Origin of the sequence: Streptomyces sp. NPDC001634 (genome assembly GCF_040298185.1) — a bacterium.
Lineage (GTDB): Bacteria > Actinomycetota > Actinomycetes > Streptomycetales > Streptomycetaceae > Streptomyces.
On record NZ_JBEOZU010000060.1, the window covers coordinates 1 to 23,980 of the forward strand.

General features: G+C 69.8%; 20 protein-coding genes. 11 read left to right on the forward strand and 9 right to left on the reverse strand.

The window, feature by feature from the left end; genetic code table 11:
- Nucleotides 1–171 precede the first annotated feature (171 nt).
- Both ABT186_RS31900 and ABT186_RS31905 read right to left on the reverse strand, forming a co-directional pair.
- On the reverse strand, nucleotides 172–1,656 hold the full coding sequence (locus ABT186_RS31900) for a sensor histidine kinase (RefSeq protein WP_351229675.1): 1,485 nt from the start codon (nucleotides 1,654–1,656) through the stop codon (nucleotides 172–174).
- Nucleotides 1,657–1,660: 4 nt separating this feature from the next.
- A complete protein-coding gene (locus tag ABT186_RS31905) occupies nucleotides 1,661–2,389 on the reverse strand; it encodes a response regulator transcription factor (RefSeq protein ID WP_351229677.1) in 729 nt (242 codons plus the stop codon).
- 188 nt (nucleotides 2,390–2,577) lie between these two features.
- Here ABT186_RS31905 and ABT186_RS31910 point away from each other — a divergent pair, with 188 nt between their 5' ends.
- The 3 genes from ABT186_RS31910 to ABT186_RS31920 all read left to right on the forward strand — a co-directional run bounded on the left by ABT186_RS31910 (nucleotide 2,578) and on the right by ABT186_RS31920 (nucleotide 7,960).
- Nucleotides 2,578–3,801: a helix-turn-helix domain-containing protein gene (locus ABT186_RS31910; RefSeq protein WP_351928019.1), complete on the forward strand. Its 1,224-nt coding sequence runs from the start codon at nucleotides 2,578–2,580 to the stop codon at nucleotides 3,799–3,801.
- A 333-nt stretch (nucleotides 3,802–4,134) separates the two neighbouring features.
- Nucleotides 4,135–7,173 (forward strand): amino acid adenylation domain-containing protein, encoded by a 3,039-nt coding sequence (locus ABT186_RS31915; RefSeq protein WP_351928021.1) that lies wholly within the window; start codon nucleotides 4,135–4,137, stop codon nucleotides 7,171–7,173.
- 127 nt (nucleotides 7,174–7,300) lie between these two features.
- The gene (locus ABT186_RS31920; protein ID WP_351928023.1) at nucleotides 7,301–7,960 is read left to right on the forward strand and encodes a zinc ribbon domain-containing protein; all 660 of its coding nucleotides are present in this window, start codon (nucleotides 7,301–7,303) and stop codon (nucleotides 7,958–7,960) included.
- Nucleotides 7,961–8,013: 53 nt separating this feature from the next.
- Here the strand turns inward: ABT186_RS31920 and ABT186_RS31925 are convergent, their stop codons facing one another.
- From ABT186_RS31925 to ABT186_RS31945, 5 genes are read right to left on the reverse strand one after another with little or no spacing between them, the layout of a single operon-like run.
- Nucleotides 8,014–9,213 (reverse strand): XdhC family protein, encoded by a 1,200-nt coding sequence (locus tag ABT186_RS31925; protein ID WP_351928025.1) that lies wholly within the window; start codon nucleotides 9,211–9,213, stop codon nucleotides 8,014–8,016.
- A complete protein-coding gene (locus ABT186_RS31930; RefSeq protein ID WP_351928027.1) occupies nucleotides 9,206–11,344 on the reverse strand; it encodes a xanthine dehydrogenase family protein molybdopterin-binding subunit in 2,139 nt (712 codons plus the stop codon). Before ABT186_RS31930 ends, ABT186_RS31925 begins: the two co-directional genes overlap by 8 nt.
- Nucleotides 11,341–12,333: an FAD binding domain-containing protein gene (locus ABT186_RS31935; protein ID WP_351229689.1), complete on the reverse strand. Its 993-nt coding sequence runs from the start codon at nucleotides 12,331–12,333 to the stop codon at nucleotides 11,341–11,343. The genes ABT186_RS31930 and ABT186_RS31935 overlap by 4 nt, the downstream gene beginning before the upstream one ends.
- Entirely contained in the window at nucleotides 12,330–12,848 is a 519-nt protein-coding gene (locus ABT186_RS31940; RefSeq protein ID WP_351928063.1) for a 2Fe-2S iron-sulfur cluster-binding protein, read from the reverse strand. Before ABT186_RS31940 ends, ABT186_RS31935 begins: the two co-directional genes overlap by 4 nt.
- Nucleotides 12,778–12,948, reverse strand: coding sequence for an LCCL domain-containing protein (locus ABT186_RS31945; protein ID WP_351229691.1), 171 nt, complete (start codon nucleotides 12,946–12,948; stop codon nucleotides 12,778–12,780). Before ABT186_RS31945 ends, ABT186_RS31940 begins: the two co-directional genes overlap by 71 nt.
- A 208-nt stretch (nucleotides 12,949–13,156) precedes the next feature.
- On the opposite strand from ABT186_RS31945, the gene ABT186_RS31950 reads away from it, so the two are divergent.
- Nucleotides 13,157–13,759, forward strand: a complete 603-nt coding sequence (locus ABT186_RS31950; RefSeq protein WP_351229693.1) for a TetR/AcrR family transcriptional regulator — start codon at nucleotides 13,157–13,159, stop codon at nucleotides 13,757–13,759.
- An 11-nt stretch (nucleotides 13,760–13,770) separates the two neighbouring features.
- Here the strand turns inward: ABT186_RS31950 and ABT186_RS31955 are convergent, their stop codons facing one another.
- Nucleotides 13,771–15,228, reverse strand: coding sequence for a purine-cytosine permease family protein (locus ABT186_RS31955; protein WP_351229695.1), 1,458 nt, complete (start codon nucleotides 15,226–15,228; stop codon nucleotides 13,771–13,773).
- Between the two features lie 382 nt (nucleotides 15,229–15,610).
- Between ABT186_RS31955 and ABT186_RS31965 the strand changes: the two genes are divergently transcribed.
- The 5 genes from ABT186_RS31965 (at nucleotide 15,611) to ABT186_RS31985 (ending at nucleotide 20,385) form a co-directional block, all read left to right on the forward strand.
- On the forward strand, nucleotides 15,611–16,696 hold the full coding sequence (locus ABT186_RS31965; RefSeq protein WP_351229697.1) for an S-(hydroxymethyl)mycothiol dehydrogenase: 1,086 nt from the start codon (nucleotides 15,611–15,613) through the stop codon (nucleotides 16,694–16,696).
- Entirely contained in the window at nucleotides 16,696–17,328 is a 633-nt protein-coding gene (locus ABT186_RS31970; protein ID WP_351928029.1) for an MBL fold metallo-hydrolase, read from the forward strand. Before ABT186_RS31965 ends, ABT186_RS31970 begins: the two co-directional genes overlap by 1 nt.
- A gap of 274 nt (nucleotides 17,329–17,602) precedes the next feature.
- Nucleotides 17,603–17,965, forward strand: a complete 363-nt coding sequence (locus tag ABT186_RS31975; protein ID WP_351229701.1) for a bifunctional 3-phenylpropionate/cinnamic acid dioxygenase ferredoxin subunit — start codon at nucleotides 17,603–17,605, stop codon at nucleotides 17,963–17,965.
- Complete coding sequence (locus tag ABT186_RS31980) at nucleotides 17,962–19,125, forward strand: NAD(P)/FAD-dependent oxidoreductase (RefSeq protein WP_351229703.1); 1,164 nt, start codon at nucleotides 17,962–17,964, stop codon at nucleotides 19,123–19,125. Before ABT186_RS31975 ends, ABT186_RS31980 begins: the two co-directional genes overlap by 4 nt.
- A gap of 129 nt (nucleotides 19,126–19,254) precedes the next feature.
- Entirely contained in the window at nucleotides 19,255–20,385 is a 1,131-nt protein-coding gene (locus ABT186_RS31985; RefSeq protein WP_351229705.1) for an aromatic ring-hydroxylating oxygenase subunit alpha, read from the forward strand.
- Between the two features lie 110 nt (nucleotides 20,386–20,495).
- Here ABT186_RS31985 and ABT186_RS31990 read toward each other — a convergent pair whose 3' ends face one another.
- Nucleotides 20,496–21,293: an IclR family transcriptional regulator gene (locus tag ABT186_RS31990; protein WP_351229707.1), complete on the reverse strand. Its 798-nt coding sequence runs from the start codon at nucleotides 21,291–21,293 to the stop codon at nucleotides 20,496–20,498.
- Between the two features lie 151 nt (nucleotides 21,294–21,444).
- Here ABT186_RS31990 and betA point away from each other — a divergent pair, with 151 nt between their 5' ends.
- Entirely contained in the window at nucleotides 21,445–23,115 is a 1,671-nt protein-coding gene (gene betA / locus ABT186_RS31995) for a choline dehydrogenase (RefSeq protein ID WP_351229709.1), read from the forward strand.
- A 3-nt stretch (nucleotides 23,116–23,118) separates the two neighbouring features.
- A complete protein-coding gene (locus ABT186_RS32000) occupies nucleotides 23,119–23,952 on the forward strand; it encodes a methylenetetrahydrofolate reductase (RefSeq protein WP_351928031.1) in 834 nt (277 codons plus the stop codon).
- Nucleotides 23,953–23,980 lie beyond the last annotated feature (28 nt).

Sequence of the window (23,980 nt, forward strand, 5' to 3'; positions counted from 1 at the left end):
GAGCTGCAGACACTCCTCACCCTCTGGGCCGGCACCTGCCCCACCTGCCACCGAGACATACCCACCCCAATACGAACCTGACCAAGCCCTACTAGGTGAATCCCTGGTTTTGCGTGGACCGGGCGGGGTCGGTCGGCCCGATGTGCTGAGTGGTGTGCCGTCGTACCCAGCTCAGGACACCGCCGCCTGTGCCGTGCTGTCGAGGCGCCGCCGCCCGTCGAGGGCGGGCAGGGTGATGTGGAACCATGCGCCGCGCTCCGACGGTTCGAGTCCGATCGAACCGCCGTGAGCCCTGACCACCGCGGCGGCCACGCTCAGGCCCAGTCCGCGGCCAAGGCGCGGGTCGGTGTCCTGTCCGGTCGGTGCGCCGGTCTCCGCGCGGAAGAAGGGCTCGAAGATGCGCTCCCGAACCGTCTCCGGGACACCGGGACCCTCGTCGATGACATCGATGACATGACGGTCGCCGTCCAGGCGCAGTCGCACCTCGGCCGGGGCGTCCTCAGGGGTGTGGACCAGCACGTTGGAGAGCAGGTTTCCGATCACCTGCTCCAGCCGGCACCGGTCGCCCTGCACGACATGGGAGGGGGACTCCACCACACAGCGCAGGGCGCGCCGGGCGCCGGGCAACTGTGCCTCGGCCACCGCCTGGACGCAGAGTGGAGCCAGGTCCACCGGACGTTGTTCGAGAATTCCGCCATGACCCAGCCGGGCCAGCAGCAGCAGGTCCTCGACCAGGCAGGTCATGCGCCGGGTCTCCCGCTGGACCTGCTCCAGCGCATGGTCCAGCCGGCGTGGGTCGTCCAGTGCTCCTATCCGGGCCAGTTGCGCGTACCCGGTGATGGTGGTCAGCGGTGTGCGCAGCTCATGACTGGCGGCGCCGACAAGGTCGTGCAGCCTGCGCTCCGCCTGCTTGCGTCGCACGGCACCCTCTTCTATACGTCGCAGTAAGTAGTTGTAGGTGTCGGCCGTGCACTGCAACTCTCTCAGTGGTTGCGTCGCAACCAGAACGCGCTCGGACGGCTGGTCACTGCTTTCCGCGATCCGCCGGGCGCTGCGTGACATGTCGCGAATGGGGACGAGGGCCCGTCGGCTGCACCACAGGGCGCCGAGCGCCAGCAGGGCGATCAACGGGATACTGATGGCGGCCTCGATGCCCATCAGTGTCCGGACGGTCGCCTGGTCCGACGCCGTCGACCGGGCGGTCACCAGGTAGTTGCCATCCGGCAGACGGCCCACCATGGTGCGCACCGGTCCGTCCACCACCGCCGTGGGGTGCCCGGCGCCGGCCCGCTCACGCAGCTCGTTCGCCGAGAGCGGCAGCCTTCGGGTGAGGGACGTGAGCCCGGTCGAAAGCCGCACGGTGCCCCGGTCGTCGGTCACCACGGCCGCGGAGCCGTCCGTCGCCGGAACCAGGCCGTGCCCTTGGCTCAGTGCCTCCAACCACCAGCGATGGCTCTGGACGATCTGCTGGTCGGTGCGCTCCTGCAAGCGGGTCGACAGTGTGAGAACGCAGTAGATGTCGGCCCCGAGTACACCGATCGTGGTGATCACGAGGAGGCCCCAGGTGAGCCTGCGGGACAGGGACTTGAGGGCCGGGCCGGACCGGGGGGCCCGGTCCTTGCGGCGACATGGGGCGGCGCCCGCGTCGGTGGGCATGGCCTCAGTCCTCCGTGGGGTGTACGGGAGGGGTCGTACGCACCAGATAGCCCGCTCCGCGAACGGTGTGTATGAGGGTCTGGCCGGTGTCGCCGAGCTTGCGGCGCAGATAGTAGATGTAGGTCTCGACGATTCCCGACTCACCCTGGAAGTCGTAGCTCCAGACGTTGTCGAGCATCTGCGCCTTCGAGATGACCTGGTCGGCGTTCTCCAGCAGATAGCGGAGCAGGGCGAACTCCGTCGAGGACAGCTGTACTGGCTGGCCGTGCCGCCAGACCTCGCGGGTGTCCCGGTCCAGCTCCACCCAACCCGCCCGCAGCCTACGGCTGTTGGATGGCGTCACCAACTCGCGCCCGCGGCGCATGACGGCGCGGATACGGGCCACCACCTCGTTGAGGTCGAACGGCTTGGTGACGTAGTCGTCGGCGAGTTCGAGGCCGTGGACCTTGTCCTCCACCGCGTCCCGGGCGGTCACGAACAGGACGGGTGCGGCGACCCCTGCGTCCCGCAGTCGTCGGCAGACCTCGAAGCCGTCCATGTCGGGCAGAACGACATCGAGCAGGATCACGTCCGGGGGGTTCTGGGCGACCCGGGCGAGCGCCTCGGCCCCGCGCGCGGCGGTGACCACCTCGAATCCCATGAACTGAAGTGCCATGGTGAGCATGGAGGCGATACTGGACTCGTCCTCAACGACGAGCACGGTCGACTTCGAGGACGTGTCGCTTTTGTTCATCGTGTGTGCCGCACCATGAAAGTGAGTTCGTAACCTGCGCTGCCGGAACCTGCTGCCGAGATGAAGGAGATGGGGATCACATGTCGCCGTCATGATGGCACAGGGGTGATCCATTGGCTTTGGATTCCGATCGCTCTCTGAGCGGACTTTGATGTTCCTCTGAGATTCGTGGTCTTTCCTGACCTGACATGACGACATACGCGGGGGCGATACCCGACCTTCACCCATTGCTCACGGCTGAAGGGAACGACGATGTCGACGAGGCACGGCGCACAGTCCAGTGGGAGATCTTCTCGGCCCTGACCGAGGTGGTGTCCGGCCAGGGCGACTGGAGCAAGGAGAGCGCGGCTCGGATCCGCGCCGAAGGCCGGGCATGGGCGCGACGCGGCGGGTCCGTCGATGAACTGCTCACCATGGTTCGCACCATGACGCGGCGTCTCATCAACCGCTGCACGGTCGGTGACCACGACCAGGACTCTCTGAGGTACGAGGTCATGGTGCTGCGGCTCGGTGATGCGGGCCGTCGGGTGGGCCGGGAGCTGAGCTGCGGCTTCTTCGAGGACGAAGGCAGCCACGAGAGGAGCGGTGAGCCGTTGGAGCACGCCTCCGCCGAACGCGCAGCGGAGCGTTCCACCAAGGCCTGCGCGGTCCTTGCTGTGCGGGCGCCGTCTTGTACGATCGCCGACATCGACCGGGTCTTCCGAGGCCACGCCGCCGCTATGGTGCTCGCCTCCGACGAAGGTGCTCATGTCCTGTTGCCCGCCGCCGACCAGGCGGAGGCCGTGGCCCTGGCGCGCAGTGCCCACAGCGACCTCCCGGGTGAGGTATGGATCGCGGTGCACTGGCAGGACTCCCTCCCCGGCCGGACGGAGGCATGGAGGGCGCCCGACGAGGGTGAACTGTCGGTGGTCGACGGCATCTGTGCCACGCTGCTCGCCCTCGCCTGCCCGCCCGGTGTGTACGAACTCGACGACGTGGTGGTCGAGTACGGTGCCGCGGAGACCCCGGCCGTCTCCGAACGACTCCTCAAGATGGTCGAGCCGTTGCACGAACACCCCGTACTCTGGGACACCCTGGCCGCCCTCGTCGCCGCCGACGGTGTCCGCCACCGTGCCTGTGAGCGGCTGGGCATCCACCGCAACACGCTCGATCGCCGACTGCAGCGGATCGGCCTGCTCACCGGGCAGCGCCCCGACGGGCTGCGAGGCCTGTGCACCCTGCGCGCGGCCCTCGCCGTGGTCGCCGTGACCCGGCTGCAGCGCAGCGCCCACCTCGCCGGAGCAAGGCAAGCCATGACGGCGGGGCAAGGGCCCCGATGGACGCCGCCGCCGCTGACCGCGAAGCCGCTCCGGCCGGGCCACCCTGTCACGGCGGAAGGGTGTCTGACCCACCCTGTGACGGCGGGAGCCTGACCGGCACTGTGACGGCGGGAGCCTGGCCCGCCCTCGTATTTCCACCGCACCCGGATCGGCACCACAACCGCTTTCGCGCACACCACAGTTCTCGCCCCGCAGGGGACACCGAGGACCGATGACGCAGGCACCGACCGGAGGCGAAGACGACCGCCCCGGAGGCGGAAAGCGCACTCCACGCCGAACTCACGGCACATCCTCAAAACGTGATCATGATCATTGTTATACCGCTTCTTGACCCATTTCGTGCGGCGCTGGAGATTCCCCTAGTTCGTCGGCCCACATCATGATGACGCCTGCCGTGCGGCATGCAGACGCCCGCCTGGAGATGCGATGAAGAACGCAGCCGTCAGCCACACGTATCAGCGCGCCGTCACTCCGGACGAGTGGCTCTATCTGGGGCTGCCCACGCCGCACGAGGTCCAGTACGTGATCCACGGCGAAGGTGACCTCCGGCCCGAGGACCTCGTCGCAGCCGTCGGTGCGGCGTCGGAGGCATCTCCGGGCACCCGGCTGGTCCGGCGGGGCAAGCTGTGGGTGGACAGCGGTGTCAGTCCGGCCGTTCACGTCATGGACCATCCTCTGGACCGGCGGCGCCTGGACTCACCGGCGCTGCAGACCTGGGTCAGCCGTCCGGGCACGACCTTCGAAGTGCTGCTCTTTCCCGGTGACCCGGCCTCCGTCGTGCTCAGGGGCCGGCACGAGGTGACCGACGCTCAGGGCGTGGCCCTGTGGGGAGCCGATGTCTTCCGGGTCCTGCGCGGGCAGCAGCCGGTGGGCGCGGCGTCGCCGTTGAACAGCACGGAGTTCCTCGAAGGGCTGCATCCTGAGGGGCTGCCCCCGATCCCTCCCGGCGCGGGTGCGCTGAAGTGGCCGTCCCCCCTCGGCCCCGTGCCGAGCGGTATCCGGAAAGTGGTGTGGCGGAACAGAACCGTCAGCGGCACACACACGGCGGCCACCGCGAAGGTCGCCGCCGCGCTCGCGGCCACCTACGGGCCCGAGGGCCGGGGCAGCTTCTTCGTCCCCGTGGACCTGCGCAGGCATGATCCGGGCATCCGGTCCACGGCCTGGCTGTCGCGGGCGCTGATCCTCGACGTGGACAGCGGCGAGGAGTGGGAGCGCGTCCACCAGAACCTGCTCGCCGCGCTGGCCGAGGGCAAGGAGGTCGCGCTGCGCACCGCGCCGTCGATGATGCGCATGCCGCTGCCGGCGGTCCGGCTGATGTCCAAGGCGGTCGCCCGCGCCGCCGCCCGCTCGGACCGCTACTGCGCACTTTCCTTCGTCACCCACCTGGGCACCTTCGGCCTCGATGAATTCAGCGCCGACGGTTTCCGGGCCACCGCCGTGTACGCCCTGGGCGGCGTCGGCCCCGGCACACCTCCGGCCCTGGACCTGATGGACGCCGGCGACCACACCGAGATCACGGTGACCTGGCTGGACGGCCCCGGAGTCGCCGAACGCGCGGAGGCGCTGCTGGACACGGTGGAGGAGGCGCTTTCCCCCTCCCGCAACCGCCTCTGGGAAGGCAACCTGACCACGCGTACGGTGCCTGCCCCTGGCCTGATGGAGCAGATCCGGGACCAGGTGCGGCGGACGCCCGACCGGGTGGCGCTCACCGGCCCCGAGGGCGAGGTCACCTACCTCGAACTCAGCCGCCGTGCCGACGCCGTGGCCCACGAGCTGCACCGCCGGGGCGTGGGCCGGGGCTCGGTCGTGGGGCTGCTCGCCGACCGTACGGTGGCGGCCATCGCGGGCATCTGGGGGGTGATCCGGGCCGGGGCGGCCTTCCTGCCGCTCGACCCGCAGCACCCGGACCACCGGCTCGCCGACGTCCTGACCGATGCCGACGTGCGCCACTGCCTGGTCCAGCAGGGGTACGAGGGACGGGACCTCTTCCCGTCCGGCTGTGAGCCCCTGCCGTTGAACGACCTCTCCAGTGCGGCGCCGGACCAGCCCGAGTTCCCGGACGTGAAGGCACGGCCGGACGACCTGGCGTACGTGATCTACACATCCGGATCGACGGGTCGGCCCAAGGGCGTGCAGATCGAGCACGGGGGCCTGCTCAACTATCTGCACTGGGCCCTGGACATGTTCCAGATCGGCGCGGAGACCAGGCTCACCCTGATGACCTCGCTGTCCTTCGACGTCTCCATGACCTCGGTCTTCGGGCCGGGCATGGTGGGCGGGGCGGTCGTGCTGGTGCCCGACCGCATCAACCACCTGACTCTGCGGAAGCTGTTGGAAGCTTCCGGCGCCACGATGCTCAACCTCACCCCCTCCCACCTCGACCTGATCGGTCAGCTGGACGTCCAGCCCGTCGGTTACACCGGTGTGATCATCACCGGCGAGCAGCTGCGGGTGGAGGTCGCCGCCCGGGCACAGCGGATGTTCGGGGAGAAGTGCCGGATCATCAACCAGTACGGCCCGACCGAGGCCACCGTCGGCTGCACCGCGCATGTCTTCGACGAGACCGGCGACAGCGATGCGACCGCGGTGCCGATCGGGCTTCCCGGGTACAACACCACGGTGCATCTGCTGGACGAGCGGCACCGGTTCGTCGCGCCCGGTGAGACAGGGGAGATGTACCTGGGCGGTGTGCAGTTGGCGCGCGGCTATCTGGGCCGTCCCGACCTGGACGCCGAGCGCTTCGTCCGGCTGGCCGACGGCACCAGGGTGTACCGGACCGGGGATTTGGCCCACGTCCTCCCCTCGGGGGAACTCGCATACATAGGCCGTAACGACGACCAGGTCAAGGTGCGCGGCAACCGGGTGGAGCCCGCCGAGGTGGCACGCGCCCTGGAGCAGCATCCCTCGGTGGACCGCGCCGTGGTGGTGGCCAGGGTCCGGCCCGGCGGGTCGGGCAAGGCGCTCTACGCGTACGTCCTCGCCCACAAGGAAGTGACCCCGAAGGAGCTGGAGGAGCACACGGCCGGGCTGCTGCCGCCCTACATGGTGCCGGCGGCGTTCCTCACCGTGTCCGAACTGCCCTACACCGTCAGCGGAAAGGTGGACGCCCGCGCCCTGCCCGATCCCTTCGCCACTGACGGGGGGCCGACCGGCGGCGGAGCGGCGGCGGGTCCGGCGACCGCGATCAGCGACCCGGTCGCACGGGCGGTGGCCGCGGTCTGGTCACGGGTCCTCGACATACCCCCGGAGCGACTGGACGAACAGGACGACTTCCACCGGCTCGGCGGGGACTCCCTGGCGCTGCTCTCCATGCTCGCCGGGGTCAGCCGTGAACTGCTGACCGATGGCGGGGAGGAGGCCTTCATGGCGAACCTGGGCGCGATCATCGACAAGCCGACGCTGGAGCATGTGGCCCTGCTCGCTCAGGGGGCAGGCGCACGGATCGGGGCGGGCTCGGCCGGCTGACCGGAAGGGAAGCCGACCAGCGGGCATCCCCGAGGGCCCGTTGCTGCCGGATCCGGGAACCCATGGGACGAGCGCAGGCGTCCCCAGGGCTGAACAACGTCACAGACCATCCCGAGGGGCCGGCACCATGAGCACCGAGATCTATTTCAGCAACAACTATCGCGACCTGTGTGTGCAGCAAGGCACAGGGGCCGGCTTTCAGTTCGAGTTCTACTGTTCACGGTGTTCCGACACCTGGCGCTCGCCGTTCGAGGCCTTCACAGCGGGCCAGATGGCCGGCTGGCTGTCGCGAGGGGTGAACGCCGCATGGTCGCTCGTGGGCGGCGCCGGCCGCGGCGTGTCCGATGCCGCGGACGGCCTGGCGGGAGCGAGTTTCGGCACACAGCGGGACGCGGCGTTCACCCGCGCCATCAGCAACGCGCAGGGCCACTTCAACCGCTGCCCCCGCTGCACGGCCTACGTCTGTTCCCGCTGCTGGAACCCGGGGCAGGGGCTGTGCCTCCACTGCTCGCCGGACACCGCGGCGGAGGCACAGGCGGCCCAGCAGAGGGGCCTGAACGACAGTGTCACCCAGCGCGCCTATGCCGCGGGACAGCAGCAGGGCGGGAGCTACGACGCAACGACCCCGCGCCAGTTGGTCTGTCCCCACTGCCGTGCGGAAACCCGCGGTGGGGCCTTCTGCCCGGAGTGCGGACACCAACTCGCGCAGACGGTGAGCTGCTCCAGTTGTCATCAGGCACTACCGGACGGCGCGGCGTTCTGCCCGGCCTGCGGCACCCGACGGTGATCCGTCACGGCAGCCGGTGTCCCACCCGCCCGTTCCGAACGGTCGCGGCGGCCCTATGACGCGGCTGCCGTGATCGTCGCCGTGGAATGACCCCGTTCTCCCTCGCCACGGTGGATCGGGGTCTGCGAGCCGGTCAGCGGAAGGCCCGACCCCCCGCGCCGGAGAGCGACGATCTCCGCCGCGATCGACACAGCGGTCTCCTCGGGCGTACGGGCGCCGAGGTCGAGGCCGATCGGTGACCTCAGCCGGGCCAGTTCCCGCTCGCTCACGCCGGCTTCACGCAGCCGCCGGTTGCGGTCCTCGTGGGTGCGGCGTGAGCCCATCGCGCCGACGAACGCGACCGGCAACCGCAGCGCCACCTTCAGGAGCGGCACGTCGAACTTGGCGTCGTGAGTGAGCACGCACAGGACCGTGCGCCCGTCGGTCGCGGTGCTCTGCAGATAGCGGTGCGGCCAGTCGACCACGATGTCGTCGGCCTCGGGGAAGCGGGTTCGGGTGGCGAACACGGGGCGGGCGTCGCACACGGTCACGTGGTAGCCGAGGAACGCGCCCACACGCACGAGCGCCGCGGCGAAGTCGACCGCACCGAAGACGATCATGCGAGGCGGTGGCACGTTCGGTTCGACGAGCAGGGTGAGGCCGCCGGGGCAGTGCGATCCTCCCCCGGACTCCGTCCGGGGGGACCCCCATCTCGCTCCGCTCGCCGAGAGCTCGATCGTGCCGGTGCGGCCGGTGTCCAGCATGGCCCGGGCCTCGGCCGCCGCCGTCCGGTCCAGCTCCGCAGGGCCGCCGAGACCGCCGTCGTACGATCCGTCGGGGTGCACGAGCAGGGCCCGGCCGAGGAGTTCGGCCGGACCCCGGGCCACCCGGGCGAGGGCGGCCGGCTCGCTCCGGGCGGCCGCCGACAGCGCCGCCCGGAGCACCGTCCCGACGGGCGTGTCCGCACGGACCGGCGTGATCATCACGTCGATGATCCCGCCGCAGGTCAGTCCGACGGCGAAGGCGTCCTCGTCGCTGTAGCCGAACCGTTCGACGACGGTCTCGCCCTCCCGGAGTGCCTGGACGCAGAGGTCGTACACCGCTCCTTCCACGCAGCCGCCGGAGACCGAACCGATGGCCGTGCCCTCGCGGTCGACGGCGAGGGCGGCACCGGGGCCGCGCGGCGCGCTGCCGCCGACGGCCACGACCGTGGCGACTGCGAAGTCCCGGCCTTCCTCCGCCCAGCGGTGCAACTCCGCTGCGATGTCAAGCATGCGGTGCTCCCGAACCGGCCGACAGGACCCGGTCGGGCCGGATGGGCAGGCTGCGATGACGGACGCCGGTCGCGTGCCAGACCGCGTTGGCGATCGCCGCCGCGGCGCCCACGATGCCGATCTCCCCGATGCCCTTGATCCCGACCGGGTCGTCCGGGTCCGGGTCGTCGATCCAGTCCGCCTCGACGGTCGGTACGTCGGCGTGCGTGGCGACGTGATACCCCGCGAGGTCGGCACCGACGTGGCCGCCCGAGGCCGGGTCCCTGACCGCCTCTTCGTGCAGGGCCATGGAGATGCCCCAGGTCATCCCTCCGACGAACTGACTGCGCGCCGTGAGCGGGTTGACGATCCGGCCCGCCGCGAAGATGCCGAGCATGCGGCGTACGCGCACTTCGCCGGTGGTGACGTCCACCGCGACCTCGGCGAACTGCGCTCCGAAGGAATGCCGTTCCTTCTTGGCCAGGGCGCCGATGGCCGCGGTGGTGTCGGACCGTACCGTGATCCCCTCCGGCGGAATCCCTGAGCCCAGGGCGAGCCGCTCCCGCAGTTCGCCGGCCGCGGCGGTGACGGCCCACGCCCAGGAGCGGGTGCCCATCGAACCACCAGCGATCATCGCCGGTCCGAATTCGCTGTCCCCGATGTGTACCCGGACGCGGTCCGTCGTCACCTCCAGCGCGTCGGCGGCGATGAGCGTGAGCGCGGTCCGTGCCCCGGTTCCGATGTCGGCCGCGGAGATCCGCACGGTGAAGGTGCCGTCCGCCTCCGCCGTGACGAGCGCCGTGGACGGTCCGGCTCCCGCGGGGAAGGAGGCCGCCGCCGTGCCGGTGCCGAGCAGCCAGCGTCCTTCACGGCGCAGGCCGGGGCGCGGATCCCGGTCCGCCCAGCCGAACCTGCGGGCGCCCTCCCGGAAGCAGGCGAGCAGATTGCGGCTGCTGAACGGCAGCCCGGACACCGGCCCCTTCTCGGGTTCGTTGCGGACGCGCAATTCGATCGGGTCGATGCCGCACTTCTCGGCGAGTTCGTCGAGCGCCGACTCCACGGCGAAGGACCCCGGTGCCTCGCCCGGTGCACGCATCCACGTCGGAGTCGGCACATCGAGCCGTACGACGTGGTTGGCCGTGTGGTGGGCGTCCGCGTCGTACATCACCCGTGCCACCCCGGCGCTCGGCTCGATGAACTCGTGCACGGTCGAGGTGAGGCTCAGGGAGCGGTGCTCCAGCGCGCGCAACCGCCCGTCGGCGTCGGCGCCGAGCCTGATCCGCTGCGTCGTGGGGCTGCGGTAGCCGGCGAGCGAGAACATCTGACGGCGCGTCATGACGACGCGGACCGGGCGCTGCAGGACGGTCGCGGCCATCACGGCGGCCACTTGGTGCGCGCGGAGGCCCTTGCTGCCGAAGCCACCGCCGACGTGTTCGGACCGTACCCGCACCGAGGACGGATCGAGCGAGAACATCTTCGCGAGTTCGCTCGCGACCCAGGTGGTGCCCTGGTTGGAGTCGACGACTTCGAGCCTGCCGCCGTCCCACAGGGCCGTCGCCGCATGCGGCTCCATCGGGTTGTGATGCTCTTCCGGTGTGGTGTACTCGGCGTCCACGACAACGGCCGACGCGGCGAGTCCGGACTCCAGGTCCCCCTTCTCGGCCACCGCCGGTCCATGGGCGTCCAGCGGATAGGCGTCCGGGTGTTCGCCGGTGAACGCTACGTCGTGCGGCTCCTCCTCGTAGTGCACCACCAGCGCTTCGGCGGCTTCCCTGGCCTGTTCGCAGGTCTCGGCGACGACCAGCGCCACCGGCCAGCCCATGTGTGGCACACGGTCGTGCTGGAAGACGGCGGCGGTCGGGTCCGGCGGGACGCCCAGGAGTCCGATGTAGTCGCTGTCGACGCGCGGGGCGTTGTGGTGGTGCAGAACGGTGAGAACGCCCGGCAGATCGAGGACGGGACCGGTCTCCAGTGACCGGATGCGGCCGCGGGCGACGGTGGACAGCACCAGCCAGCCGTGGGCGAGTCCGGCGAAGGGGATCTCGCCCGCGTAGCGGGCCGCTCCGGTTACCTTGTCCCGGCCCTCCACGCGGATGTGCGCGGTACCGACGGAGCCCTTCGCCGTCGTGGTCCCGGTCGTGACGGTGGTCATCGCGCGGCCTCCTCGGCGAGTTCGGTCAGCAAGGCCACCACGAGGTTGCGCATCAGTGTCACCTTGTATCCGTTGTGGGGCAGCGGCTGTGCCGCCGCCAGTTCGGCGTCCGCGGCGGCGGCGAAGGTCTCGGCGTCGGCCGGTGCCCCGGCCAGCACTCGTTCCGCGGCCCGGGCCCGCCACGGCCGGGACGCGACCGCCCCGAAGGCCAGGCGCACGTCGTGTACGACGCCGTCGTGCACCTCGAGCGCCGCCGCGACGGAGCCGATCGCGAACGCGTACGAGGCACGCTCGCGCACCTTCCGGTAGCGCGAATGCGCGGCGACCGGGGCGGGCGGCAGGGTGACGCAGGTGATCAGTGCTCCCGGCGGCAGGGCGGTCTCCAGATGCGGGGTGTCGCCCACGGGCAGATAGAACTCGGCGAGCGGCAACTCACCGGGCCCGTCGGCCGTTTCGTACGAGACGACGGCGTCGAACGCCGTCAGCGCCACGCCCATGTCGGAGGGGTGTACGGCCACACAGTGGCCGGAGGCGCCCAGGATGGCGTGGTTGTGGTGCTCACCATCGATGGCGGGGCAACCGCTGCCGGGGACGCGTTTGTTGCACGGTTTGGTCACATCGGCGAAATAGCCGCAGCGGGTGCGCTGGAGCAGGTTCCCACCGACCGTGGCCATGTTGCGCAGTTGCCCGGAGGCTCCGGCCAGCACCGCCTGTGCCAACGCCGGGTAGCGGCGGCGGACTTCGGGATGGGCGGCCAGGTCGCTGTTGGTGACGGTCGCACCGATGCGCAGGCCGCCGTCCTGCGTCAACTCGACTCGGTTCAGGGGGAGTTCACGTACGTCGATGAGCCGGGCGGGCCGTTCGACGCCGGTCTTCATCAGATCGACGAGATTGGTGCCGCCGCCGAGGAAGCGTGCCTCCGGGTCGTCGTCGAGCAGCGCGAGGGCGCCGGAGACGTCGTGCGCGCGCTGGTATCCGAACTCCCTCATGCCGCCGCCTCCGTGCTCTCGCCCTCGGCGGCGCGGGCGACCGCCTGGGCGATCGCCACGTACGCGCCGCAGCGGCACAGGTTGCCGCTCATCCGCTCCCGGATCTCGTCGGTGGTCAGGGGTGGGGGCCCCGCTTCGGGCCGGATGTCGTCGGTGACGGCACTGGGCCAGCCCGCCGCGTGTTCCTCGATCACCGCGACGGCCGAACAGATCTGCCCGGGCGTGCAGTAGCCGCACTGGTAGCCGTCGAGGTCGAGGAACGCCTGCTGCACGGGGTGCAGCCGCTCGCCCTCCGCCAGACCTTCGATCGTGGTGATCTCCCGGCCCTCGGCCGCCACCGCCAGTTGCAGGCAGGCCACGGACCGGCGCCCGTCGAGCAGGACGGTGCAGGCACCGCACTGCCCCTGGTCGCAGCCCTTCTTGGTGCCGGTCAGATCGAGGCGCTCACGCAGGGCGTCGAGCAGGGTGGTGCGGTGGTCGACGGACAGCGTGTACTTCTCGCCATTGATGTTCAAGGTGATGGCGCTGGACGTCGATGTGGCCATGATCAGCTTCTTTCGCGTATCCGGAATGGATCGGGGTGGCGCTTCGGCAGACAGACGAATCGGGAGACAAGCAGATGGCGCCGTACGTGGCGATATGGCTTGGGGAGCATGCAGGATGCAGGGGAGAGGCCGCCGGTGGCGGCGGACACCCGCTGTCCGGGTCGGAGCGACGCCGCTATGGTGGACCTAACCGGACAGCTGTCCTGTACTGAGAAACGTAGCGGACAGCTGTCCGCTTAGCAAGGCGGGGTCCGGCCACGAGCCCGCGAGGAGGACGTGTGCAGCAGAAGAAGGACGCGCCGCTGCGCTCGGACGCGCAACGGAACCGCGAGCGCATCCTGGAAGTGGCACTGGCCGAGCTGACATGTTCCGCCGACGCCCCGCTGAGCGCGATCGCCAAGAAGGCAGGCGTGGGGCAGGGCACCTTCTACCGCAACTTCCCCAATCGCGAGGCGCTCGTCCTCGAGATCTACCGCTACGAGATGCAGCAGGTCGCCGACGCCGCGGCCCAGCTGCTCAAGACCGGGGAGCCCGACCAGGCACTGCGGGAGTGGCTGGACCGCCTCGCCCGGTTCGCCATGGCCAAGGCCGGCCTCGCGGACGCCATCCGCCAGGCCACCAGCGCACCGGGAAGCCCGGCGAAACCGGGACACGCCCCGGTGACCTCCGCGGCCGAACTCCTGCTCCGCGCCAATGAGGAGGCCGGCACGATCCGCCCGGGGGTGACCGCGGACGACTTGATGCTCGCCATCGCCGGCCTGTGGCAGATCGACCCCCACGGGGACTGGCAGCCGCGTGCCACACGGCTGCTGGACCTCGTCATGGACGGACTGCGCGCGGGAGCACCCGGGCGGCGGGCGCGGCCCGGCTCACCCGAGTAGCCGGCGGGCCGTCAGGGCTGGGGTTCGCGATGCTCGTGGGCCGCGCGTTCCAGCTCCTCGGCCTCGGCCTCGGCGAGCCGCTGCTCGGCTTCCACATCGATCGACCGGCTGAGCAGCCAGTAGAGCAGCGCGGCGACCGGCAGCCCGACGAACAGGGAGATGTCCGCTCCGTCGAGAGCGTGGGCGACGGGGCCGACGTAGAGAGTGCCGACGGAGAAGAACGGCACCATGACGGCGAATCCGACCAGGTACGCGATGATGCCGTGCAGGCCCCAACGCCCGTAGATCCCGCGCGGATTGAAGATCTCGGCGATGGCGTAGTGCCCGCGGCGCACGACGTAGTAGTCCATGAGGTTCACCGCGGTCCACGGGATGAACAGATAGAGCACCAGCAGCAGGAAGTTGTTGAAGTTCTCCAGGAAGTGGGACGTCGCGGCCAGCGCGCCGACCAGGGACAGCACGGCCGTGAGCCCGATGGTCACCAGCCGTACGGCCAGGGTCGGCCGCACCTTCCTGAACGAGTCGATGGCACTGATGAGCGTCAGCGACCCGCCGTACATGTTGAGCGCGGTGACGGACACCAGACCCAGGGCGGCGAACAGCAGCACGATCGCGCCGAACCCGCTGAACACCTTGTCGCCCGCGGCGTCGATCGAACGAATCGTCTCGAAGTCCCTGCCCGCCCAGGCGGCGAGCAGCGCCCCGAGCGTCATCAGCCAGACGCCGCCGAGCGCCGAGCCGAAGTAGGTCCAGTAGAAGGTCTTGCGGACGGTCACGTCCGGCGGGAGGTAGCGCGAGTAGTCCGAGACGTAGATGGCCCAGCTGATCTGGTAGCCGGCGACCACACCGAACTGGGCGAGGAACGGGGTCCACCGGAAACCGCCGAGGTCGAAGGAGCCCGGCGGGTAGTGCAGGGTGACCAGGACTCCCACGGTGAAGATCCCGAAGACGACCAGGAAGGTGTACGTCAGGACCTGCTCGGCCCGGTGGATGACGTCATAGCCCACGAGCGCGATGACCAGGGCGACCACGGTGACCACGACCACCCACAGCTTGACTCCTCCGTGCAGTGTGGTGTGCAGGGCGTCGCCGGCGAGGATGGTGTTGAAGACATTGAAGCCCGCGTACTGCACATAGGCGAAGAGCCACACCAGGAGGGCCCCGACGTAGCCGAACTGGGGCCGCGACTGGATCATCTGGGGGAGCCCCAGCTGGGGGCCCTGCGCCGAGTGGAAGGCCATGAAGAAGGTGCCGAGGACGGTGCCCGCCACGATCGCGATCAGCGACCAGACGAGGTTGCCGCCTTCGGTGATGCTGATCAGTCCCACCGCCAGCGTGGCGATCTGCGCGTTCGACATGAACCACAGAGGCCCCAGATGCCACAGCTTGCCGTGACGCTCGTTCAGGGGGACATAGTCGATGGACCGGATCTCCAGGCCCGACACCCTCGGTTCTGACGATATGGTCACGGCACCTCCCTAGTGCTGATCCACCCCTGTGGCCACATTCATTCCCCCGGCGCGGCCGGTCAAGGCCGCCCGCGCCGGTTCTTTGCGCACGGATGCCGGCAGTGCGCCACTGCAGGAAGTCCGCGAGGCCCTCCAGGACCCTGTCGACGTCGGAGGAGTCGTTGGAGGGCGCGAGGCCGATACGGAGGCCGCCGGTGTCGCCCGGGCCGAGTCGGCGGGAGGTTTCCGGAGCACAGATGGATCCGGCGGGTGCGTGGACGCCGCGTTCTGCCTGCGGATCCTTGACCGCCGCTCGGTACTCCAGGATGCTGTGTTGCGACACGTGAGATGTGTGCCGCAATGAGCAACGCGGCTCCTGTCTCGTATAAGTGGAGGAGTGGCCATGACTCAGCAGGTCCGTGCTGTCGTCGCGCGGGGCAAGGGTGCCCCCGTCAGCCTGGAAACGATCGTCGTGCCCGACCCCGGTCCTGGTGAGGCGCTGGTCAGGATCGAGGCCTGCGGCGTCTGCCACACCGATCTGCACTATCGCGAGGGCGGTATCAGCGATGACTTCCCCTTCCTGCTGGGGCATGAGGCCGCGGGTGTGGTGGAGTCGGTGGGCGACGGGGTCACGGATGTGGCCCCCGGTGACTTCGTCATCCTCAACTGGCGTGCGGTGTGCGGCCAGTGTCGTGCCTGTCTGCGCGGCCGGCCCTGGTACTGCTTCAACACGCACAACGCGAAGCAGAAGATGACCTTGACCGACGGTACGGAGCTGTCACCGGCCCTGGGCATTGGCGCCTTCGCCGAGAAGACGCTGGTGGCGGCCGGGCAGTGCACCAAGGTGGACCGGGCCGCGTCGGCGGCCGCCGCCGGACTGCTGGGATGCGGGGTGATGGCGGGCATCGGCGCGGCGATCAACACCGGCAACGTCGGACGCGGCGACACCGTCGCGGTCATCGGCTGCGGAGGTGTGGGGGACGCGGCCGTCGTCGGCTCCCGGCTGGCGGGGGCGGCGAAGATCATCGCCGTGGACATCGACGACCGCAAGCTGGCCACCGCCAAGCAGCTGGGCGCGACCCACACGGTCAACTCGAAGGAGACCGATCCGGTCGACGCGATCCGGGAGCTGACCGGCGGATTCGGTGCCGACGTCGTCATCGAGGCGGTGGGCCGTCCCCAGACGTACCGGCAGGCCTTCTACGCCCGCGATCTGGCCGGTACGGTCGTGCTGGTCGGTGTACCGACCCCGGAGATGAAGCTGGAACTGCCGCTGCTGGACGTCTTCGGCCGGGGCGGGTCGCTGAAGTCGTCCTGGTACGGCGACTGTCTGCCCTCCCGTGACTTCCCGATGCTCATCGACCTCTATCTGCAGGGCCGCCTGGACCTCGACGCGTTCGTCACCGAGACCATCGCACTGGACGAGGTCGAAAAGGCCTTCGAGCGTATGCACCACGGTGACGTCCTGCGCTCGGTGGTGGTCTTCTGATGGCCGGCGTCCGCATCGAACGCCTCGTCACCTCGGGGACGTTCTTGCTGGACGGCGGCACCTGGGACGTCGACAACAATGTGTGGATCGTGGGCGACGACCACGAGGCGGTCGTCATCGACGCCGCCCACGACGCCGACTCCATCGCCCGTGCTCTCGGCGGACGGACCCTGCGCGCGATCCTGTGCACCCACGCGCACAACGACCACATCGACGCTGCACCCGACCTCGCCGCCCGCACCGGCGCCCCGATTCTGCTGCATCCCGGCGATCTGCCGCTGTGGAAGCAGACCCACCCCGACCGGATGCCCGACGCCGAACTGACCGACGGCCAGACCGTCACGGTCGCGGGCATGCAGCTGAGCGTGCTGCACACGCCCGGCCACGCCCCCGGTGCCGTCTGTCTGTACGCGCCGGACCTGGCCGCACTCTTCAGCGGCGACACGCTCTTCGCGGGCGGGCCGGGGGCGACGGGAAGGTCGTACAGCGACTTCCCCACGATCATCGACTCGATCCGGGAACGCCTCCTGGCGCTGCCGGACAACACCGTCGTACACACCGGGCACGGGGATACCACCACCATCGGCGCAGAGGCGCCACACCTTCAGGAGTGGATCGACCGCGGCTTCTGACCGCCGGGCGGCTGCCTCGCCCCGGTGATAGACCAAACCGGGGCGAGGCAGCCGTGTGCCCCCCCGCTGGGTGGTGGACGCATCACGTCGTCCCCCTGCGCGACGCGCGCCTTTTGCCTGCTCACCTTCGCTGTTGAGGGCGATTCGAGGTGCCCGGAAACAGCCGTTGGACCCGGCTCGACCCGGCCTTTGGACGCCTTGACAACGGTTCAGGCGGCCCCCAAACTGACGTTGCGCTAATCGCAATCCGTTTCGCTATACGCACCGAGGTGTCATGATGATTCCCGCGTGCCGTCTCGCGGATCTACCGCGAGGCGAGGCCCACCGGCTCGACATCGACCCGCCGGTCTCGGTGTTCCACACCGATGACGGCGAGCTCTTCGCCATCGACGACACCTGCACCCACCAGGACGCCTCGCTCGCCGACGGCTGGCTGGAGGGCTGCGAGGTGGAATGCCCGCTGCACGCCTCCAAGTTCGACCTGAGGACCGGTGCCGTCGACGCCCCGCCGGCCAAGCTCCCGGTCCGCACGCACGAGGTCGTCGTCGAGGACGGCATGATCCACGTGCGGCTGTCCACGGAGGCTCCCAACCTGCCGCCCTGTGTCGCCTCCCGCCTGGCCGGAGGCCCCGCGTGAGGACCGTTGCCGTGGTGGGCGCCTCGCTGGCCGGTCTGTCGGCCGCGCGCTCGCTGCGGAAACGGGGGTACGACGGTCGGCTGGTCGTCATCGGCGACGAGCCCCACCGCCCGTACGACAGGCCGCCCCTGTCCAAGGAATTCCTGGCCGGTGCCATCGGCGAAGCGGATCTGGCGCTGGAGCGGGACGACGAGGACCTGGCGGCGGAGTGGGTGCTCGGCACCCGCGCCACCGGGCTCGACCGCACGGAGCGCGCCATCAGGCTCTCCGACGGCCGCGAGATACGCGCCGACGGCGTGGTCGTCGCGACCGGCGCCGCCGCGCGCACGCTGCCCGGCACCGACGGCCTGTCCGGGGTGCACGTGCTGCGCACCCTGGAGGACGCCCGCGCCCTGCGGGACGATCTGGCCCGGGGCGGACGGCTGGTGGTGATCGGCGGCGGATTCATCGGCGCCGAGGTCGCCTCCACCGCGTACGCCCTCGGGCTCGACGTCACGGTGATCGAGGCAGCGTCCACCCCCTTGGCCGGACCGCTCGGCGAGATCATGGGCGGCATCGTCTCGGCTCTCCACGCGGACCACGGCGTACGGCTGCTGTGCGGCGTGGGCGTCAAGGGACTCGGCGGTGAGCGCCGGGTGGATGCCGTGCTGCTGGAGGACGGACGCAGCATTCCCGCCGACACCGTCGTCGTCGGAGTGGGTGCGCGTCCCTGCGTCGACTGGCTGGAGGGATCCGGCGTCGCGCTGGACAACGGTGTGAAGTGCGGCGCCGACGGCCGCACCAGCCTGGCCGGTGTGGTCGCCGTCGGCGACTGCGCCAATTGGTACGACCCGCACACCGGAACCCACCGCCGGGTCGAGCACTGGACCGGGGCGATGGAGCGGCCCGACGCCGCCGTGGCCACGCTGCTGGCCTGGGGCGCGACGGAACCGGGTGTTCCCCGGCCGCCGTACTTCTGGTCCGACCAGTACGGCGTGAAGATCCAGTTCGTCGGGCACGCCGCCGGCGCCGACAGCGTGACCGTCGAGGAAGGCGCCACCGACGACCGCAGTTTCCTGGCCGTCTACCGGCGTGCCGGCACACCGGTCGCCGTGCTCGGGATGAACCAGCCGCGGCTGTTCACCCGCTGGCGCAAGCAGCTCACCGCCGCCGCGTCTTGACACCACCGATGCGGCAAACCATGCTGCGTTGCATATGACACGCAGCGTTGCTCCACACACAACGCCGTCCGAAGTCGCTCTTCCCGGCGCGTGAATGACCGATCCACGACGTTTCCCGAGGAGTGCACCGTGACCTCGACCAGCCTGCCGGACAGCCTCATCGCCACCCTCCCCGGCTCCTCCTACACGGATCCGGGCATCTTCGCCCAGGAACAGGAGCGCATCTTCGAGACGATGTGGTTCTGCGTCGCGCGCGCTTCCGACCTGCCGAAGCCCGGCGCCTTCCGCACCGTCGACGTGGGCCGCGAGAGCATCCTCGTCACCCGTGCCCGCGACAACTCGATCCGCGCCTACTTCAACGTCTGCCGGCACCGTGGGGCCAAGCTCTGCACGGAGGAGACCGGCGAGGTCAAGCGCGCCTTCCAGTGCCCGTACCACGCCTGGACCTACGACCTGAGCGGCAAGCTCGTGGCGGCGCCCAACCTGACCAAGATGCCCGACGTCGGCCGCACCGAGTACGGCCTGGTGAGCGTGGCCGTCCGCGAATGGCTCGGCTATGTCTGGGTCTGCCTTGCGGAGAACCCGCCCTCCTTCGAAGAGGACGTCATCGGCGAGGTCATCACCCGCCTCGGCGACGTGGAGTCGATCGAGCACTACGACATAGCCAACCTCTCGGTGGGCAAGCGGATCGTCTACGACGTCAAGGCGAACTGGAAGCTCATCATCGAGAACTTCATGGAGTGCTACCACTGCGCCACGATCCACCCCGAACTCACCGAGGTGCTCCCGGAGTTCGCGGACGGCTACGCCGCGCAGTACTACGTCGGCCACGGTGCCGAGTTCGGTGAGGAGATCCAGGGCTTCACCGTCGACGGCTCCGAGGGCCTGGACCGCATCCCCGGGGTTTCCGAGGATCAGGACCGCCGCTACTACGCGATCACCATCAAGCCGCAGGTCTTCATCAACCTCGTGCCCGACCATGTGATCTTCCACCGTATGTACCCGGTGGCCGCCGACCGCACGGTCGTCGAGTGCGACTGGCTCTACCTCCCCGGAGTGGTGGAGAGCGGCAAGGACGTCAGCCGGTCCGTGGAGCTCTTCGACCGCGTCAACCGCCAGGACTTCGATGCCTGCGAGCGCACCCAGCCAGGAATGAGCTCCCGGCTGTACGCCAAGGGCGGTGTGCTCGTGCCGAGCGAGCACCACATCGGCGCCTTCCACGACTGGGTGCACGAGCGCCTCGGCACCCGGCAGCCGTAGTCACGGGGCATGCACCCGGGGCCCGCGCTCGCCGCCGTGCGGCCTGCGCGGGCGCCCCCGTGTGCTCCGACGCCCTGCGTCCTGCGCTCCCGTGTCCGTGGACGGAGCGTTCAGCCCAGGTGGCCCATCCGGTGACTGATCTCCTCCGCGCCCTTGACGAGCACCGGAGCGAGCTCGTGCATACGCTCCTCGGTGAACCGGTACGAGGGACCGGAGGCGCTGATCGCCGCGATGACCTCGCCGTCCCGGTCGCGGACGGGTGCGGCCATGGCGTGCAGCCCGATCTCCAGCTCCTCCAGCGTCCAGGCATAGCCCCGCTCCCTGGCCTCGGCGAGGTTCTTCTCGAGCTTGACCTTCGAGGTCAGCGTGTGCGGGGTCACCTTCTTCAGGCCGGCCTCCGACAGCAGCGCGGCGCGCTCCTTGGCCGGGAGGTAGGCCAGCAGGATCTTGCCACTGGACGTGGCGTGCAGCGGGGTCAGCTGGCCGACCCAGTTGTGCGCGGTGACGGCCGCCGTACCGCGCACCTGGTAGAGGTTGATCGCGTAGTGCTCCTGCATCACGGCGATGTTGACGGTCTCGCCGATCTCCTCGGCCAGGCGCTCACAGACCGGACGTCCTTGCTGAGTGATGTCGATCCGTCCCGTTACCGCGCCCGCCAGGCGTACGATGCCGAAGCCGAGCCGGTACTTGCCGCGCTCGCCCGACTGCTCCACGAGACCGCGCGCCTCCAGGGCGCCGAGCAGGCGGAATGCGGTGGACTTGTGAACATCGATCTCGGCGGCCACTTCGCTGACGCCTGCCTCGCCGCGCTGGGCCAGGATCTCGAGCACGCTGATGGCCCGGTCGACGGACTGTACGCCACCGGCCCCCGAGCCGTTCGTTTCGGTATCCGGACTGTAGTTGCTCATGACGAAACTATACGCGCAGTAAACAACGCCAACGCAAGTAACCAGGATGAAACCGGGACCTTGCAAGTTGCGTGGACCGCAACCTGGTGCGTATGGCGCTACTCGTACTAGCATGCCTCGCGTATCTACGGCGCGAGCGAGACGAGGCACCATGGCTCCTCTGCACTACGACTTCGTCATCGTCGGCGGCGGATCGGCCGGCAGCGCACTGGCGAACCGACTCTCGGCCGACCCCGGTAACCGGGTGCTGGTGCTGGAGGCGGGGCGGTCCGACTACCCGTGGGACGTGTTCATTCACATGCCCGCGGCGCTGACCTATCCGATCGGCAGCCGCTTCTACGACTGGAAGTACGAGTCCGAGCCCGAACCCCACATGGGCGGCCGACGCATCTACCACGCCCGAGGCAAGGTGCTGGGCGGTTCCAGCAGTATCAACGGCATGATCTTCCAGCGCGGCAACCCCATGGACTACGAGCGCTGGGCCGCCGACCCCGGGATGGAGACCTGGGACTACGCGCACTGCCTGCCGTACTTCCGGCGGATGGAGAACTGTCTCGCCGCCGACCCCGACGACGAGTTCCGCGGCCATGACGGCCCCCTCGTCCTCGAGCGCGGCCCCGCCACGAACCCGCTTTTCACCGCCTTCCTCGAGGCCGTCCAGGAGGCGGGTTACGCCCGCACCGACGACGTCAACGGTTATCGGCAGGAGGGTTTCGCGCCGTTTGACCGTAATGTCCATCGGGGGCGCCGTCTTTCGGCCTCGAAGGCATACCTCAAGCCCGCCATGAAGCGGCCCAACCTCAGCGTCGTCACCCGCGCCCTGGTCACCCGTGTCCTCTTCGAGGGCAAGCGCGCCGTCGGCGTCGAGTACCGGCGCGGGCGCGGCGCGCCGCAGCAGGTCCGGGCCGGCGAGGTCATCCTGTGCGGCGGCGCCATCAACTCCCCGCAGCTGCTGCAGCTCTCCGGCGTCGGCAACGCCAGGGAACTGGCCGCCCTCGGCATCGACATCGTCCACGACCTGCCGGGCGTCGGCGAGAACATGCAGGACCACCTGGAGGTGTACGTCCAGTACGCCTGCAAGCAGCCCGTCTCCATGCAGCCGTACATGGCGAAGTGGCGCGCCCCCTTCATCGGGCTGCAGTGGCTGTTCAGAAAGGGGCCGGCGGCCACCAACCACTTCGAGGCGGGCGGCTTCGCCCGCAGCAACGAGGATGTGGACTACCCCAACCTGATGTTCCACTTCCTGCCTGTCGCGGTCCGCTACGACGGCTCCTCGCCGTCGGGCGGCCACGGGTACCAGGTGCACGTCGGGCCCATGTACTCCGACGCCATCGGCTCCGTGAAGATCAAGAGCAAGGACCCGCGGGAGCACCCGGCGCTGCGCTTCAACTACCTCTCCACCGACCAGGACCGCCGGGAGTGGGTCGAGGCGATCCGCGTGGCCCGCAAGCTCCTCAACCAGCCCGCGCTCGCCCCGTACAACGACGGCGAGATCTCGCCCGGACCCTCCGTCGAGACCGACGAGGAGATCCTCGCCTGGGTCGCCAAGGAGGGCGAGACCGCGCTGCACCCCTCGTGCACCTGCAAGATGGGCACCGACGAGATGTCCGTCGTCGACCCGTTGAGCATGCGTGTGCACGGCCTGGAGGGACTGCGCGTCGTCGACGCCTCGGTCATGCCCTACGTCACCAACGGGAACATCTACGCACCCGTGATGATGATCGCCGAGAAGGCGGCGGACCTGATCCTCGGCAAGGAGCCGCAGGCCCCCTCCAAGGCCGCGTACTACCGCCACCGCGACGCCCAGAAGCAGGCCGGGTAGGCCTTGGGCGCCGAGGTCCTGCGGACGCTGCTCGGCCGCGTCCGCTACGAGGTGCTGCCGGCGAGGTCGACCGAGGAGAAGGTCCTCGCCCATGTCCCGCGCGACGTCGTGGTCACGGTCACGGCGTCGCCGGTCAAGGGCCTGGAGCCGACGCTCGGCCTCACCGAGAGGCTCGCGGCGTCCGGCTATCGCGTCGTCCCGCATGTGCCCGCACGGCTGCTGCGGGACGACGCGCACCTCAAGGACATCGTCGACCGGCTGCGCGCGGCGGGCGTCGACGACGTCTTCGTCCCGGCGGGCGACGCCGATCCGCCGGCCGGGGCGTACGACGGAGCGCTGCCGGTATTGCGGAGGCTGAGCGAGTTGGGCAGGCCCTTCGCCGAGATGGGGATCACCGGCTATCCGGAGAGCCATCCGCTCATCCACGACGACATCACCATCCAGGCGATGTGGGACAAGCGGGCGCACGCCACGTACATCGTCAGCAACCTCTGCTTCGATCCGCGAGTGCTCGGCGACTGGATCGCGCGGATACGGCGCCGGGACGTCACCCTGCCCGTGCACGTGGGCGTCGCGGGGCCCGTGCAGCGGGCGAAGCTGCTCTCCATGGCGACGAAGATCGGGGTGGGGGAGTCCACACGTTTTCTGACCAAACACGCCTCGTGGTTTCTGCGGTTCGCGACGCCCGGGGGGTATGTGCCGGAGAGGCTGCTCACACGCAGCGCGGAGGCGCTCACGGCACCGTCGGCGGGGGTGGCGGGCCTGCACCTGTTCACGTTCAACCAGATAGCGGAGACCGAGAGGTGGCGCCGAGCGCTCCTTGACCGGATCGGCTGAACTCGGCGAAGCGTGGCCGAAAGGTGCC

Excerpts from the sequence above, each read along its gene's own strand:
- ABT186_RS31910 (WP_351928019.1), top strand. The coding sequence starts at position 2,578 with ATGACGACATACGCGGGGGCGATACCCGACCTTCACCCATTGCTCACG.
- ABT186_RS31930 (WP_351928027.1), bottom strand. The coding sequence starts at position 11,344 with ATGACCACCGTCACGACCGGGACCACGACGGCGAAGGGCTCCGTCGGT.
- ABT186_RS31925 (WP_351928025.1), bottom strand. The coding sequence starts at position 9,213 with ATGCTTGACATCGCAGCGGAGTTGCACCGCTGGGCGGAGGAAGGCCGG.
- ABT186_RS31975 (WP_351229701.1), top strand. The coding sequence starts at position 17,603 with ATGATGATTCCCGCGTGCCGTCTCGCGGATCTACCGCGAGGCGAGGCC.
- ABT186_RS31935 (WP_351229689.1), bottom strand. The coding sequence starts at position 12,333 with ATGAGGGAGTTCGGATACCAGCGCGCGCACGACGTCTCCGGCGCCCTC.
- ABT186_RS31970 (WP_351928029.1), top strand. The coding sequence starts at position 16,696 with ATGGCCGGCGTCCGCATCGAACGCCTCGTCACCTCGGGGACGTTCTTG.
- ABT186_RS31905 (WP_351229677.1), bottom strand. The coding sequence starts at position 2,389 with ATGAACAAAAGCGACACGTCCTCGAAGTCGACCGTGCTCGTCGTTGAG.
- betA (WP_351229709.1), top strand. The coding sequence starts at position 21,445 with ATGGCTCCTCTGCACTACGACTTCGTCATCGTCGGCGGCGGATCGGCC.
- ABT186_RS31965 (WP_351229697.1), top strand. The coding sequence starts at position 15,611 with ATGACTCAGCAGGTCCGTGCTGTCGTCGCGCGGGGCAAGGGTGCCCCC.
- ABT186_RS31990 (WP_351229707.1), bottom strand. The coding sequence starts at position 21,293 with ATGAGCAACTACAGTCCGGATACCGAAACGAACGGCTCGGGGGCCGGT.
- ABT186_RS31915 (WP_351928021.1), top strand. The coding sequence starts at position 4,135 with ATGAAGAACGCAGCCGTCAGCCACACGTATCAGCGCGCCGTCACTCCG.
- ABT186_RS31920 (WP_351928023.1), top strand. The coding sequence starts at position 7,301 with ATGAGCACCGAGATCTATTTCAGCAACAACTATCGCGACCTGTGTGTG.
- ABT186_RS31900 (WP_351229675.1), bottom strand. The coding sequence starts at position 1,656 with ATGCCCACCGACGCGGGCGCCGCCCCATGTCGCCGCAAGGACCGGGCC.